At 46.5% G+C, this 15,382-nt stretch carries 10 protein-coding genes and 1 pseudogene; 4 read left to right on the top strand and 7 right to left on the bottom strand.

Annotated features, from left to right (window positions below; translation table 11 throughout):
• Positions 1 to 584: 584 nt before the first annotated feature.
• A complete protein-coding gene (locus CJU81_RS23180) occupies positions 585 to 1,427 on the top strand; it encodes a TIR domain-containing protein (protein ID WP_095038403.1) in 843 nt (280 codons plus the stop codon).
• Between the two features lie 55 nt (positions 1,428 to 1,482).
• Here the strand turns inward: CJU81_RS23180 and CJU81_RS23175 are convergent, their stop codons facing one another.
• Positions 1,483 to 1,818, bottom strand: a complete 336-nt coding sequence (locus tag CJU81_RS23175) for a helix-turn-helix domain-containing protein (RefSeq protein ID WP_095038402.1) — start codon at positions 1,816 to 1,818, stop codon at positions 1,483 to 1,485.
• A gap of 152 nt (positions 1,819 to 1,970) precedes the next feature.
• Here CJU81_RS23175 and CJU81_RS23955 point away from each other — a divergent pair, with 152 nt between their 5' ends.
• The 3 genes from CJU81_RS23955 to CJU81_RS23950 all read left to right on the top strand — a co-directional run bounded on the left by CJU81_RS23955 (position 1,971) and on the right by CJU81_RS23950 (position 4,763).
• Positions 1,971 to 2,240, top strand: coding sequence for a hypothetical protein (locus CJU81_RS23955; protein ID WP_141232632.1), 270 nt, complete (start codon positions 1,971 to 1,973; stop codon positions 2,238 to 2,240).
• 75 nt (positions 2,241 to 2,315) lie between these two features.
• Complete coding sequence (locus tag CJU81_RS23170; protein ID WP_095038401.1) at positions 2,316 to 2,528, top strand: hypothetical protein; 213 nt, start codon at positions 2,316 to 2,318, stop codon at positions 2,526 to 2,528.
• Between the two features lie 93 nt (positions 2,529 to 2,621).
• Complete coding sequence (locus CJU81_RS23950) at positions 2,622 to 4,763, top strand: hypothetical protein (protein WP_141232631.1); 2,142 nt, start codon at positions 2,622 to 2,624, stop codon at positions 4,761 to 4,763.
• A gap of 65 nt (positions 4,764 to 4,828) precedes the next feature.
• Here CJU81_RS23950 and CJU81_RS23165 read toward each other — a convergent pair whose 3' ends face one another.
• The 6 genes and pseudogenes from CJU81_RS23165 to CJU81_RS23135 all read right to left on the bottom strand — a co-directional run bounded on the left by CJU81_RS23165 (position 4,829) and on the right by CJU81_RS23135 (position 15,240).
• On the bottom strand, positions 4,829 to 6,466 hold the full coding sequence (locus CJU81_RS23165) for a hypothetical protein (RefSeq protein ID WP_095038400.1): 1,638 nt from the start codon (positions 6,464 to 6,466) through the stop codon (positions 4,829 to 4,831).
• A gap of 696 nt (positions 6,467 to 7,162) precedes the next feature.
• Entirely contained in the window at positions 7,163 to 8,758 is a 1,596-nt protein-coding gene (locus CJU81_RS23155; RefSeq protein WP_095038399.1) for a recombinase family protein, read from the bottom strand.
• A 52-nt stretch (positions 8,759 to 8,810) separates the two neighbouring features.
• Positions 8,811 to 10,619: pseudogene (locus tag CJU81_RS23150) on the bottom strand (transporter substrate-binding domain-containing protein); the annotation flags it as partial.
• Positions 10,620 to 10,631: 12 nt separating this feature from the next.
• Positions 10,632 to 11,255 (bottom strand): response regulator transcription factor, encoded by a 624-nt coding sequence (locus CJU81_RS23145; RefSeq protein ID WP_095038397.1) that lies wholly within the window; start codon positions 11,253 to 11,255, stop codon positions 10,632 to 10,634.
• A gap of 394 nt (positions 11,256 to 11,649) precedes the next feature.
• Entirely contained in the window at positions 11,650 to 14,412 is a 2,763-nt protein-coding gene (mgtA, locus tag CJU81_RS23140; RefSeq protein WP_095038396.1) for a magnesium-translocating P-type ATPase, read from the bottom strand.
• Positions 14,413 to 14,760: 348 nt separating this feature from the next.
• On the bottom strand, positions 14,761 to 15,240 hold the full coding sequence (locus CJU81_RS23135; RefSeq protein WP_095038395.1) for a sigma-70 family RNA polymerase sigma factor: 480 nt from the start codon (positions 15,238 to 15,240) through the stop codon (positions 14,761 to 14,763).
• Positions 15,241 to 15,382: the final 142 nt, after the last annotated feature.

Here is a 15,382-nt window from a genome sequence, read left to right as displayed (position 1 = left end):
ACTCAAGTGTTTGTATTGGGTAGACATGGCAACACCTTACATCAGGTGTTGCACTTGTTCCTTGAGACCGCCGTGTCAAGGTCGGAAAAGGCCACAACCAATCTTTCAAGGTTTATTAGTTTTCGATTGTATCGATTGAATTCATTCTGACCTATCCAAGTATCAAGTTGGCCAGCATAAGAGTCTATAAATTTCTTTATGTCTGACAGCATGAATGTTTTTTGGCTGTAAACATCTTTCGATGGTCGTTGAAGGATAGAACATTTACCGTCTCTGTCTTCGCTATGATAGTGCATTGGTTCTGGATTTGTTTTGAAACTCATATTCTCCTCTAATTATTTTAGTTTTTTAGGAGAGAACTTTGAGGCAGGCTCTTGCTACGTTAACTTAAAATGTTATATTGAATATACAGTTAGTTAAATGTAGAAATGATTAGGTTGGTCGCCCCGGAATTTCTACTCCTTTGTACAGCGTAACATTTACCTCTTGAATCGCAAATTTAAGGGGTTTTGTTTTTTTGCCGATTGACAGGTCATGAAGCTGTGTAGAAGATACGTCTATCAGTGAGGAAGGACGCGGCGAGAATGAAAAAGCCTAGGGTATTTATAGCATCATCTGTTGAAGGCCTCAACGTAGCGAACGCCATTATTGAATGCATGGACTATGATGCAGAATTAGTTCATTGGAAGGATAGTTTTGGACTCTCATCTTTCACAATAGATGACTTGATGGAAAAGTCGAGAACGGTCGATTTTGCAGTTTTTGTTTTCACCCCAGATGACCTTTCTACCATCAGAGAGCAAAATCATCTTATTGCTCGTGATAACGTATTGTTTGAACTTGGTGTTTTTATTGGCAGTTTGAATAGAGAACGGTGCTTTATCATAAAGCCGAGAGGTGTTGACATGCACTTTCCGACAGATTTGTTAGGCTTGACCCCTGCTGATTTTGACGGAAATAGGCGTGATGGTGACCTGACGCAAGCGGTACAGGCGCCCTGTATTAAAATCAAAAAAGAGATTGCACGTCTTGGTTTAGCAACCGAGGATGAGAATATTATAAAAGCAAGAACAAAGAAGACTGGTTTTGATTATCGTGTTGGAGAAAATGAACTTCGTCTTCTCTCCGGTATATTTGAAAGGGGTGTTCACCTTACAGAAGGTGTCCCATCCAGCGAAATTTTCAATGAGAAAAATAGTCAATCTTTTTTCACCATAGCCGCAGTTAAATTAGAGCGGCTTGGGCTGATTGAAAAATCAATTTGTACTGATGCACATTATGAATATTACGCCTACTCTGTCACCTCAGACGGAATTGATTACATACTTTCAAACGAAGAGGAAGTTAAGGCAGCTATAAGTAAGTTCTCTGCGAAGAAGTCTATACCGAAAGTACCTGTTTCTTTCGATGACGATATTCCGTTTTAATTTTTCAGTTGTGATTTATTAAGTTCAAAGCCCCCCAAAAGGGGGTTTTTGATTTTTACTTATTAGAAAGTATTTTTTTAGCTGCACCAACAATTTCACGTAGTGCCTCCTCATCTGCCTGATAAGCAATGTCACAAAGGTCATGCCGAAGGTTTGAACTCGTCGGAGCAGGTTGTTCCTGGCTCACGAAAAACAAGTCCAATGAGGCGTTCAGAGCAAGCGAGATTTGCTCTAAAACCTCAATGCTTGGGGCGTATTCACCTCGCTCATAACGGCTAACCGTCATTGCTTCACATCCCAAGACTTCCGCTAACTCTGCTTGTGTCCATCCTTTGGCTAGTCGTAACTCCTTGATTCGCTTGCCAAGGGCAACCGTCGCTCTCTGAGTCATGAGGAAAATTCCTTAAAATCAGATACTTACACCTATCCTTTGAGCCTAGAAGGTCATAATCTGGCTAGTCTATTGCTATTTATTAGACATTTCTCGTATAGTCACGTTTCGTCTAGTCGAGTGGTTCGGTTGGATTGGCAAGGGATTACCTTATGAAACAGACAGTTATGTCAGTGCTGTTAGGACTTGGAGTCGTGGGAATGACCGGCTGTGCAGAATTGCAACAGCAGGCAGGGTCGCTCCTTCCACAGCAGAACCAATCCAACGCAAGCGTTACCAGCACCACTGGAACGGCTCAGCAAACCGTCGCTGATGAAGGCTCGTCATTTCTTGGGGATATGGTCAAAGAAGCAAGCAACACCGCTAAAAGCCAAGTATCCAGCTCTATACGGTCAGTAATACGTGGCGCATTGAATAACTGATTTCCTTTTATCAGAGGTCTGCTATTTACATTCACTTGAAAAATGCAACTCTATACATATGAGAAGGTAGTTATTATGAAAAAGTTAAATTGCTTTGTTTTAGTTATTAGTGCCATGATTTCATTCAGCGCCTTGGCTGGTGGTAACGGTAGCGGCAATCCGAACAACGGTGGCGGTAGCGTAGTTAAAATCACTAAGCCCCCTATGTACGTCTGGAAGGACTATAAGCTAGTCAAAAACCCTGACACAGCTACAAGCAAAGAAACACCGGCACTAGCAAAAAAGTAAAATCATAGTTTGTGCGAATAGGCGTGCCATATCGAGTGGAACGCCTTTTTTCGTTTGCGTGATACAATTAAGGTATACGCAAATTGATTAAAAATGAAAATAATAAAAACAATAATCACCTCTGTTTTTTTTCTCGCCATATCTAATGCTTACGCTGATGGTGGCTCTGGCAGCAATGCTCAGTATAAATGTCGTGCAGTCCTATCTTGCCCATCTGGACAGTCTGGTTCTATTTCTCTTTATATGGAGATGCAAAAATGGCACTGGACTAAATGCAAGCCAGCAACAGTAAAAACTCAAGAATATTTGAATGCCGAATGGTCAGATAGCGATATAGTTTATAGGTTGAAAAAAGACTACGCTTGGGGAGTAACTACTGTCACCAGAAGCTGCGTCAATTCAGCACCAACTTATACTGAAACAAAATATGATTATGGGACGCAAGCCTGCCCGCCTACACAACCAAATGGAATTATAAATACCAAGCAAAGTTATGATGTATGGTCGGATGGTTCTATAAGGAACATTTCAGGGTTTGTAGAAACAAGCAGAACATGCGCACCTACATATGTTCGCACAGATTTTGATTACGCTACGGATTCGTGTCCTGCCGCGCAACCAGGTGGCATCATTAACACCAAGCAAAGTTATGATGTATGGTCAGATGGTTCTATAAGGAACATTTCAGGATTTGTAGAAACAAGTAGAACATGCGCACCTACATATGTTCGCACAGATTATGATTACGCTACGGATTCGTGTTCTGCTGCGCAACCAATCGGTATTATTAATACCAAACAAAGTTATGATGTATGGTCAGATGGTTCTATAAGGAATATTTCAGGGTTTGTAGAAACAAGCAGAACATGCGCACCTACATATGTTCGCACAGATTATGATTACGCTACGGAATCGTGTCCTGCCGCGCAACCGAGTGGCATCATTAACACCAAGCAAAGTTATGATGTATGGTCGGACGGCTCTATAAGGAACGTATTAGGATTTGTAGAAACAAGCAGAACATGCGCACCGATAAAATTACAGTCCGAAAATCAATATCGTGAAAGCTCATGTTCGGCGGGGCAGTCTGGGGAAATAACACAATCGAGAACTTATGATGTATGGACTGATGGCTCTGTTAAGGCTTTCTCAAAATGGGTCGTCATTAAAAACAGTTGCTCTATTAATAATGAAGAACTCAACAAAGACAAGCGAACAGAACTGTGTTCAGAGGGATATACTGGAAAGAAGACTTATAAATGGGAGCCATACTACACGGATGATAGTTACAGTATTGTAGATGTTGATGGTAGTAAAATAGATTATATCCTGAGTGTGTTACACCAGCGTGAGATTTTGGAGAGTAACACCTGCAAGGAAATACCTACCCAAGGAATTGAAACAAAAGATGGTGTAGAACAAGTGTCTTGTGATGATTTTTTAGTAGCAGTTGCTGGTAGTTATACAGGGGCTGTTTATAAATATGGCGAGTATGTTACATCTTACAGCTCGAAAACCAAAGCATCGAGTACTGTATTTAACACAAAATCAATCGACCAAACCTCCTGTGAAGCTCAAATGACTGACATGTCCATTGAGTACAAAACTGGGGATTGTGGACTAGACGAAACAGGTTCTAAAAACTATTACCGCTATAAAGCGACAAACAGTAAGTCAGAGATTACTTATCCTTATGGTGATTGGGCTGTCTTAGACAATACTTGCACTGCGCAAGGTGCAGCGGATACTGTTGCGCCAGTAGCACCTGAGAAAGTAACCGGGCTGTTAGGTAATATGCACTTCACATCATCACGATTAATGGTTGATGACTCGTTTAGCACGTACTTAAATAATTTGACTGCGGATGGCTGGGCTGGTAAAGAACGCCACAAGTTGACTATAAGCATAGATGATTTGAGCAGTGGCTCATATGATGCCAAAAAGATAAGCTCCATTATCAGCAAGTTCCAATCAGTTGTTGGGGCAGGTAATGCAGACGTTAAAATAGTTCTCCCGCGCTCGATAGATAAACTAGTAGGCAATGGCAATATCACTGCCAAAGCAAGCGCCAGTAAGTCTCTCGTGCTTAAAAGTATTAGGCTTGTTGGTACAAATGCAGTTGTGAACTATGTTGAATTAACGTCAGGGAAAGCAGTTAAAGCACCAATTGCAAAAGAAACAAAGATACAAGTATTGTCAAGTGGTGTTAACTTGGCGAAAATAAGCAGCGAATAAATGCTACAATGTGAATTCATCATAAATATTTGTGTTACACGAAACCACCTTCGGGTGGTTTGTTATTAGTCGGGCCTTATTTTGCCTTTTATGTAACTCGATTTTGGCAACTCAGGAAGTTGGTTGCGATGTTCATCTAATATTTTTAGATGCTGGTCTATTTCCCTGTCTGCTTCTTGGATGAACTCCTGACGTTCGGTTCTATCGTTTACTTGTATTTTCAAATAAGCAATTCTAGCTCGTTCAAGATACATATCTTGTATGTCTTGACGTTTCTCTTTAAATAGCTCATCAAACCAATCGACTATTCCCGCTATTAAATCACCCAGATTTGACTTGAACAATTTTAACTCTGCTAGTCGGCTTGTGATTTCGCCCTGAATTCGAGCGGACTCTATGCTCTTATCCGCTATGTTTTGCAGGTATTTTTGACTCTTCTTACGATAAGCTTCTGCTTGCTCCTGTTCTTCTGCTGTGGCTTTCTCTGCGAGCCTCTGACGCTCTATGGCATCATCTGCTCTGGTCATCTGTGTTTTGACGTATTTTTGTGCTTTATGTACATAGTGAGTAGCCTCATGTGTTTTTTCTTGTGCGAGCCTCAAAGCATTTTCGGCTTCCGCCTTTTTTAGTTTTACTAACTCATAAAGATTAAATGCACGTTCTGATTTTGGCTTTTTAGCTTCCCCGTTAATGTGGCGGAGCGTGTTCATATGCCCCTCTGTCTTCTCGTTTTTTTGTGCGTAAAAAGATGTGTTTTTCAATAGCCTATTGTTCGTGTATGCGTAAAACATATCCTGTAAATATCCAAATAGTAATTGCGACTCCAAGAAATCAGGTGTCTCGCCAATCAATTCTGTTCCTGGGCGATGCTTTTTTAGGTAGGAGTTAACTTTTTTGATTTGCGTTTCACGTAAGTCATAACGTCCAGTCTTGTTACTCTTGGTTGAGATAAAAATATGAGGATGGTCGCTATGGTCTTTTAGATTAATGTCTTCATCTCCATGCAGCACTATGAAATGAATGGGATAGTCTGAAAAAACTTGCTGATAAAAGTCTTTGATTAGGTTAATCCTACCTTCGGCGCTAATTCCTGAAACTTCATTTTTAGAGGGGAATTTAAAGAAAGCCTCTTGAATAACGGCTTGGTTTTTCCTGATGAGCGCTTTTGGGCCACGTTCAATTTCATTGTGGCATTCAAGAAATTTTCTTGCTGTGTCGAGTTTCTGGGCTTTCCTCTTTATCTCGAACTGGTCAAGGTTAGACAAAAGTTGTTCCGTATCTACAACACCTTTCACGTTGAGTATGTTTTGAAAAGCAATAATGCTGCCTTCATCTGTTTCTTTTTTGCTTGCATTCTTGACTTTGTTTTTTAACTTGCTTCTTAATTCAAGTAATTCAGACCTATTGTCGTTAACGATAGTAGGGGCTTCTGCTTCATCTGTTATTTTGGCGAGTAGGGTTTCCCTCTGCTCCTTTGGATAATCGTCGAGTTTTAACGTGCCCGTATCAGGTTGCCAGATTAAATTTAGGTGGGATTGTTCATCGAACCATTCAAGTTTTTTCGGTTGACTTGCCGGTATGCGCAGAGAGTGCCGAAGGCTTTTAAATAACTGGCGGCGACCGCCACTGCTGGATTGCTTCTTGATTTCATTCGTATAGTTCAATGTCTTGAATATCATTGATGTTATTTTTTTGTCATTCATTTCATCCTCATATTGATTATTGTATTAATGCGGCTTTTGCTTCTGCCATTCTGGCAAGGAACCCGTGCTTACTACCGCAAGCGAAGCGTCTTAACGAAGTTAAGTGTGGTGGTAAGCCCAACGGGTTAAAAGAGGCCGCACATAAATATTAGCATATGGATTAATGCTTTTGCTTTTAAGCTGGACTTGTTCAGCTTACCCATACTTGTATGGGTTTGCTTTTTGCTGGATTTGTCCAGCCTGCCCGAATTTGTTCGGGCTGCTTGCAAGATGGTGGACTTGGGAAGTCCACCATCGTTTAAGCATCAATCATCGGTAGCTTGCACCAAGAGTTTCCAAGTGTTGGCGCCTTTCTTAGCAGAGCAGTTAGAGCAGGGTGGGAACTTCTCACACTCCCGATTAATCACATCCTCATATCCACAGCTCTGGCACTTATAGATGCCGGGATAAGCTGGAATTGAACCAATCTTATGAACGTCCTTGAAAACTGATGGAGTATCGGTCTTCTCCAATACATCAGTTACAAAATAGTATTTAGCCATTTAAAAGCCTCTTGGTTATTTTATGTCGAGCCATTATTTGGCCACTATACTATATTGGGCTGTATTTCGAATTTTCAAGGGGGATATTGATTTTTTTTCAAAGCCCTAAAAGGTGCCCAATCTTGATTGGGTGCGTTTTAGGGCTGGATATGCGTCATTTCAGATGGGGTTTATATCGAGCGGTGTAACCGTCCGGCGTAACATCAATCGTATCTAGTTTTTCCTCAGCATGGTAAATGTCAAGCTCGAAGAATTTCTTTTTGATTGGATTTATAATGAGTTTGATTTTTTGCGAGTGAAGGAAATTATTTATCTTGATGCGTCCTCTTTCTGTTAGCAATAGGCGGTAAATTTCCACCACATTAAAGTCGGATTTGCTTGCTAAATGCATTGAGTTTATTTTAAGGCTTAATTTATGCTCATCTGCTTTCAGCTTATCTAGCTCATGACTCACCTCATTAATCCTACTCAAAATATACTTTTGAGCGCTTTCAGAGGATTTTTCGAGAATGGCAAAATTATTGCCTAGCGCTTTCTCTTTTAGGATTATTAATCCAGAAATTTCCTCATGCTCTTTTTCAAGCGCTTTAATATCATCTGTTTTGACGATAATTTGGTGAAATGGGATTAGTGATTGATAGGCTAGAAATATTGACTCTACAAGTGCATACCTATGCCTGACGCCTTTTCCGGGCGTTGCGTATGCGCATTTTCCTACGGTCGAAGCAAGACAAACCAAATCAATATATACACTTCTTTGTGAGTGATAACGAAACGTTGAACCACACTTACAAAAGACCAAGCCACGCAAAATATTTCTGAATTCGTTTGCTTTTCGACCTGCTAATGATGGGTCTTGCCGTTCTTTGAGCTTTGCGCTAATCCTGTGGAACTCTGACTCACTGATAAGTTCGGGATAATAGCCTTTTATCTCTTTCTTAATTTGTATTGGCTTCCCTGCATCCCACTCCATAGCAATATATGAACCGTATATTGCATGCTGGTGAAGAATATTGCTTATGGTCTTGGCCGAATATTTTCTAGGATGCCCCTCTTGATTAAGCTCTTTGGCAATAGATTGAAAGCCAATATCAAAGCATAACTCTGTGGCACGCTTTACGGCTTCGGCGTGTTCGTTTAAAACGAATTTCCCATCTGCATAGTCAACCCAGAAAGGACAGCGCTTAGTTATAATGCCGCCGTTCTCGCCCTTTAAAAGGTTTCGGGCTTTTGCGTCTGAAATACGGTCGCTTTTGTTTCTACTCTCATCATTCGCACGTTCAAGAATGTTTTGAATAAGACTTATATCAACACTGCTATCTTTTTTCCGTTTTGAATAAAGTCGATTGTCGAACAATGTATAGATTGCGCAATCCGCTTGAATGATTGAGATAATAAGTTCTAATGCGTCATACCCGCCGACTCGACTAATCCTGTCGAATGACTCGACTAAAAGCAAAGCGTTCGGCAGAATTTCTTTTGACTTGATACGTTCAACAAATTTTGCGAGCTGACCACTTTTCAGATTTTTGCCTTTGAACGCTGAGACACCGAGGTCTTCGTACCGTTCGACCTGTCGAGCGGTAGGGTACTGCTCGAAAAAGCGATTGAGTTGTTCAAGCTGTCGAACCTCACTAAAACCTAATTTTTGAGCTTTGGACGAAAAACGTATGTAGCTGTACACGTTGATTGTTTCATCGTCTCTGAACACGTCAGAGAACGCCCTAGGCAGTGAATTTTTGACGGTCATAATGCTCTCAAAGCCCCGGAAATACTGGATCTTAGCATTTTATACAAAAAGCCCCGCTCATTGCATTCATGGGGGTGCGGATTTCATGACTCATGGTTGCCAGAAATATGGTCTTTGCCCGGTTTGCCGCATCGGCACTTTGCTTGGCAGCATTCAACTCATTCACCAGTTGCTGGCGCCTGCCTATGACTCTCTGCAAGTAGGTAATCCATACAATCGCAACCAGTAGCAAAGCTGCTGCAATGGCAAACCCCTGAACAATTGCAGGACGATTGCGCAGCCAATAGCTCTCAACCTCCGGTGTATCAGTGAGCCAACGAGCAGTCAGATCACTCAATTCTCCTGGAGTAATATTGAGCAACGCCTTGTCCAGAATGGAGTTCAACTGCTGATCATTGCCGGCAGTGGCAAAACCGATCTGCTCGGGTTGCGTGCCTACGGTGCTGGTGATTGTGAGCTGATGTTCAAAGCGCCGCGAAACCAGATAACGTGCACTGACCAACGCGTTGATCGCGGCATCAGCGCTTCCCTCTGCCACCATGGCCAGGGCCTCAGGCGGGTTGTCTGCCTCCAGAATCTGAACCTGCGGGTAGTTATGCACAATAAAGTCGCGCAGTACATTGCCGCGAACCATCACGACACGCCGGCCAGCCATTTCATCCAGGGTTTGAGGACTATCTGGCCCGATACGGGAGATGAGCACGAAAGGGGTTGTGAGATAGGGCCGAGTAAAGCTCATTTGATTTTCCCAGGCGATACTGCTCGTGACAATGCCCAACACATCAGCCTTGCCCGACTTGACCATCTCAATCCCCTGCGCCAACGTCCGCACACTCACCGTCTCGAAATGAAGCCCAGTGTGCGTACTGATGCTGGATAAAAGATCGACAATCAAACCTTTAAGCGTGCCTTGATCATCAAAAAATGACAGTGGCTGGAACGCATCATAAATGACCACTTTTAACCGCGGATGCTCATCGATCCAGCGCTGCTCGCTGGCAGCAGGAGTAAACCGCCATGGGGTATAGACTTGTTGCCCGTCGAAGCTCCAACGGCGCAGAATCATCATGCGCTCACTGGGAGGAATCGCTGCCAGAGCTGTATTGACGATACGCAACAACACCGGATTATAACGACTCATCGCAAATGCAAAGGGGTTGTCTTCCAGTCTAGAGAAGTCGGACAAATGCACGTTGTTCAGGTAATTCTTGTGAATCAGATAATTGGCACTAATAAAATCCCCAAGGTAAACATCCGCTTGGCCAAACGCCACTGCGCCAATAGCTGTGAGGGTTGACGGATACAACTGCAAGGTAGCTTTGGGATAGAAGTCCTTGACCTTTTGTGGCGGCAAATAGTGATATAGCATGGCCACTCGCAGCCCCGCCAGATCTGCTGGCGGACGCTCCTGGTTAATGCTGCGAGTCACCAGAGCGGGCGAATCGTCTGCGTACGAACGGCTTAACACCAGTTCAGAATATTGAGCCTCGAAACCATTGGAACTGCTCAATAAATCCAGCTCACCCAGCTTGAGCGCTTCTATCGCCTGCGGCCTTGAAGGATAACGCTTGATCTCGATTTTTGTGCGCAGCAATTGCGACAGCAGTTGGGCGTAGTCGGCCGTCAAGCCTTCAAAGTCCTGACCGTTTACCGTCATTTCAAAAGGGCCGTAGTCTGGTGCAGAGATGCCAAGGCGCAAAGATCCATGCTGCTTGAGCCACTGCCTGTCGGATTGCGCAAGTATCACGTTGTACGCTTCAACATTGGAGCGCCCCACCAAGCGCAAGGTTTGCACATTTTGCTCAGCGGCTGCATTGGGCTGCCCAAGGACCAAGAGTAGTCCGACAAGCCCCAGAAGCATAAGGATTTTCAATTAAATCAAATCATTACGCTTGGCAAATTCAGCCAAGTAGACGACCGATTTTATATTCAGCTTTTCGATAAGGCGCGCCTTGTAAGTACTGATGGTTTTGCTGCTAAGAATCATATCTTCAGCAATTTTCTTATTGCTCAGACCTCGGGCAAGCTGTTGCAGTATGTACAACTCTCGCGCCGATAAATTCTGTATCATTTCTATGTCGCTCATATTTGCATCACTGCTTCGTACTGAGCTGGCGGCCAAGAATGGAAAAAAGGTATAGCCATCCATGATTATTTTTATCGCTCTCATCAACTCAGTGAGATCCTGACCTTTGGTAATAAAGCCTGCCGCTCCCGCCTTCATGCACCGCTGTGAATAAAACAGGGGGGATTGGGACGTAACCACCAAAATGCGACTTTTAACCTCCGAAACCCTGATTCTGTTGATCACTTCCAGTCCATCCAAGCCTGGCATGGTGATATCAAGGATGATCAAGTCAACATTGTGCTTGCGCGCCAATTGAACAGCATCAGCACCATTGTCCGCTTCAGCCACCACGACATGGCCATCACTCTCCAGCAACAACTTCATCGCCGATCGAATAAGTGGATGATCATCGGCAATCAACACTTTCATACATTTAACCCTCTGGTAGTAAGCCGGGCATCAGCGTATGTCAGGCACAAATGTATCGTTTTGAATAGACTCGATTGGTTATTTTCAAAAAAACAACCGAATGAGTGATACTAAAATTATAGGATAAATCCTGTAATAAGCGTCCACTATTCCCACAATATTTGCACACAACGCACTCAAGCCCGTTCGAAATCGCGCCGCGCATAATCACCAATCGAATACGATCTACGAGAAGGGAAAAAACTACACGTTCTGTGCGATTTTTCTTAAACTTCCAAATGGTGGGAAGTAAATCACTGCAGTCTGTTGATTCATCAAGCCGGCACTTTAATGCTAAGGCCCACGTAAAAAACAAAAGACTGCAGTGTCGCCAGCCAACTGGCCGGGCAAGGTCTTATTGCCAGCCAAACCTGCGAATATAAAAGCCTTTCACGGCCTGGGTCAGTGCCATGTAGGCCAGCAAGATCATGGGCAGGAACACAAAGTACAGCGGCGGCAATGCCTGCAATTTGAAGTAGCCCGCCAACGGCCCCATTGGCAGGAAGATGCCCACCGCCATGATCACCCCGGTCATGACCATCAGCGGCATCGCAGCGCGGCTTTGCAGGAACGGAATTTTCGGCGTGCGAATCATGTGCACGATCAGTGTTTGCGTGAGCAGCCCGACCACAAACCAGCCTGACTGGAACAGGGTCTGGTGTTCAGGGCTGTTGGCCTTGAACACATACCACATCAAGCCAAAAGTCAGGATGTCGAAAAGGGAACTGATGGGCCCAAAAAACAGCATGAAACGGCCTACGTCCGCGGGCTGCCAGCGCTGTGGTTTTTTCAGCATTTCCTCATCGACGTTATCGAATGGAATAGCGATTTGGGACACGTCATAGAGCAGGTTCTGAACCAGCAGGTGCATCGGCAACATCGGCAAAAACGGAATGAACGCACTGGCCACCAGCACCGAGAACACATTGCCGAAGTTCGAACTGGCCGTCATCTTGATGTACTTGAGCATGTTGGCAAAGGTTCTGCGCCCTTCCAGCACGCCCTCCTCCAGCACCATCAGGCTTTTCTCCAGCAGGATGATGTCGGCAGCTTCCTTGGCGATGTCCACGGCACTGTCCACCGAGATCCCGATATCTGCCGTACGCAGCGCCGGGGCATCGTTGATGCCGTCGCCCATAAAGCCGACGACATGGCCATTGGCCTTGAGCAAGCGCACGATGCGCTCCTTGTGCGTCGGTGTCAGCTTGGCGAACACGTTGGTGGTCTCCACCGCCACGGCCAGTTGGGCATCGCTCATGCGCTCAATATCATTGCCCATCAGCAAGCCTTGCTGCTCAAGGCCCACTTCACGGCAAATCTTGGCCGTGACCAGCTCGTTGTCACCGGTCAGTACCTTAACCGCAACCCCGTGCTCGGCCAACGCTTTAAGTGCTGGCGCAGTGCTCTCTTTGGGCGGGTCGAGGAATGCTACATAGCCGATCAACGTCAGATCCTGCTCATCGCTCAAGCTGTAGGTTTCACGCCCTTCAGGCATGGATCGCGCAGCCACGGCCACAACGCGCAGACCCTCTTCGTTGAATGCTGCGGTCACCTGGCGAATACGCGCCAGCAGTTCATCGCCAAGGGCTTCTTCCTGGTCGCCATGGCGTACGGTCTTACACACAGACAGCACTTCTTCGACAGCCCCTTTGCAAATCAGCACATGCGGCCGGTCCTGCTCGACCACCACCACGGACATGCGCCGACGGGTGAAGTCGAACGGAATTTCATCCACCTTGGCAAAAGCCGTCCCCACGTTCAGTTCACGGTGCACCTCAACATGCTCCAGCACCGCAACGTCCAGCAGGTTTTTCAGCCCGGTCTGGTAGTAGCTGTTGAGGTAGGCCATTTCCAGTACGTCGTCCGACTCTTGCCCCCAGACATCGACATGGCGGGCCAGAAAAATCTTGTCCTGGGTCAGCGTCCCGGTTTTGTCGGTGCACAGCACATCCATCGCACCAAAGTTCTGGATGGCATCCAGGCGTTTGACGATGACTTTTTTACGCGAAAGGAATACGGCGCCCTTGGCCAGCGTCGAGGTCACAATCATCGGCAGCATTTCCGGGGTCAGCCCCACCGCAACCGAGAGCGCGAACAGCAAGGCTTCAGTCCAGTCGCCCTTGGTGAAACCGTTGATAAACAGCACCAGCGGTGCCATCACAAACATGAAGCGAATCAGCAACCAGCTGACTTTGTTAACCCCGGCCTGAAATGAGGTAGCACCGCGTTCAGTGGCTCCGACCCGCTGTGCCAGCGCACCGAAATAGGTGTTGTTACCGGTGGTCAGCACGACCGCCGTGGCCGCTCCCGACACCACGTTGGTGCCCATAAACAGAATATTGTCCAGTTCCAGCGGGTTGCTGGTCTGATTGTCAAACTGACGCGCGAACTTCTCCACCGGCATGGATTCGCCCGTCATCGCTGCCTGGCTGACAAACAAGTCCTTGGCGCTGAGCACCCGGCAATCGGCCGGAATCATGTCCCCGGCAGACAGCACGATCAGGTCGCCAGGCACCAACTGCTTGATCGGCAGTTCGATACGTTGCGCGCCCCTGATTTGGCGTGCAGCACCCGAAAACTTGCCGAACATGGGCGAAGCATCGGCACTGAAGTCGCGACGCATCACTGTCGCGGTGTTGCTCACCATTTCCTTGAGCGCGTCGGCAGCCTTGTTGGACTTGGCCTCCTGCCAAAAACGCAGCAAGGTCGACAACACCACCATGGTGCCAATCACGACCGCGGCCTGAATGTCATCCGTGGCCAGAGAGACTGCGGCCAGCAAGGTCAGCAACAAGTTGAACGGGTTTTTGTAGCAATGCCACACATGCACCCAGGGGCTGAGCGGTTGCTCGTGCTCGACTTCATTGAGCCCGTGACGCTCGCGCAGCACATCGACCTCGGCCTCGCTCAGACCGTCGGTGTGGGTGCCCAGGTTGTCGATCAATACCGCGCTGTCACTGTTGGCGGCGGCCACCAGCGTTTGTGCCAGTGTGGGCGGTACTTCGCGGTTGACCGTGGTGTTGGTCAGGCTGTCGAGCAAGGCCAGGCGACGGAAATGCCGACCGATATGGCGCGTGCGCAGAAAGCCGGCGAAAAATTCTTTCAGGGAGAGTTTCATGGTGCTGCTCCTGCGCCGCCCGCGCTCACCCCATGCAGAGTTCCTGCGCAGCCGGCATTGATCTGGGACCGTCGTTCATGGGTTAAATCTCGAGAGCGAGCCAAAAGGCACGCGCATACAACGTGCTGCGATCTGCCACTCGCGGGGCGTTAATCACATTCGCTTCTGTATCTATAAGTGGACTTGCGCAATCAGGCCGCGACAGCCCGATCAAGATGCCAGCTGCTTATGCGCGACGTGTTGAAGATTAAACCCTGGAAATGTTTACGTTATGCAAATCAGGAAGTTCTTCAGGCAGAGTTCAGTTTCATCACTGAAATGTCATACAACCGGCTTTATTGGAGCGGTTCAGGCGTTGTCCCATTGCCGGATGCGGATCCGGCAATGCTTCATGGCGTTGACGATATGTTTTTCTACAACACTGCGCGACACCCCGAGGCGTTCGGCGATTTCAGGGTGCGACAAGCCTTCGATCTTGCGCAGCAGAAAACACTCGCGGCACGCTGCAGGTAGCTCGGCGAGGGCTTTCTGGAGCATGTCCAGACGCTGGTCATGGTCCATCAATAGTTGAGGCGAGGGGCTGTAAAAACGTTCTTCGCTGTCCAGCACTTCCAGTGGCTCGGCCTGGCGCAGGCTGCTGCGCCGGTGGCCGTCGATCACCAGGTTTAGTGCGGTGCGGTACAAAAAAGCACGCGGCTGCGCGATCGGCTCGTCGCTTGAACGCTCCAGCACCCGCACATAAGCGTCATGCACCACATCTTCGGCCGCCTGGGCATTGCCCAGCCTGGCACTCAAAAAGCCCACCAGTTCGCGATAGTAGTTTTCCAACAGGACTCCTGGCCGCAACAGCAGCGGCAACACTCCATGAGCGCAGCAACAGATCTAATGGGATAGCGGCGTGATGATGGCACTTTTGCAGATGTAATTTATAGTAATTCTCATATAGATTTAAACCCCGCCCACCCAAACG

The sequence above is a fragment of the Pseudomonas fragi genome (assembly GCF_002269505.1).
Classification (GTDB): Bacteria; Pseudomonadota; Gammaproteobacteria; order Pseudomonadales; family Pseudomonadaceae; genus Aquipseudomonas; species Aquipseudomonas fragi_D.
Note: the sequence above shows the minus strand (reverse complement) of the source record. Positions and strands in the feature narration are given on the sequence as shown.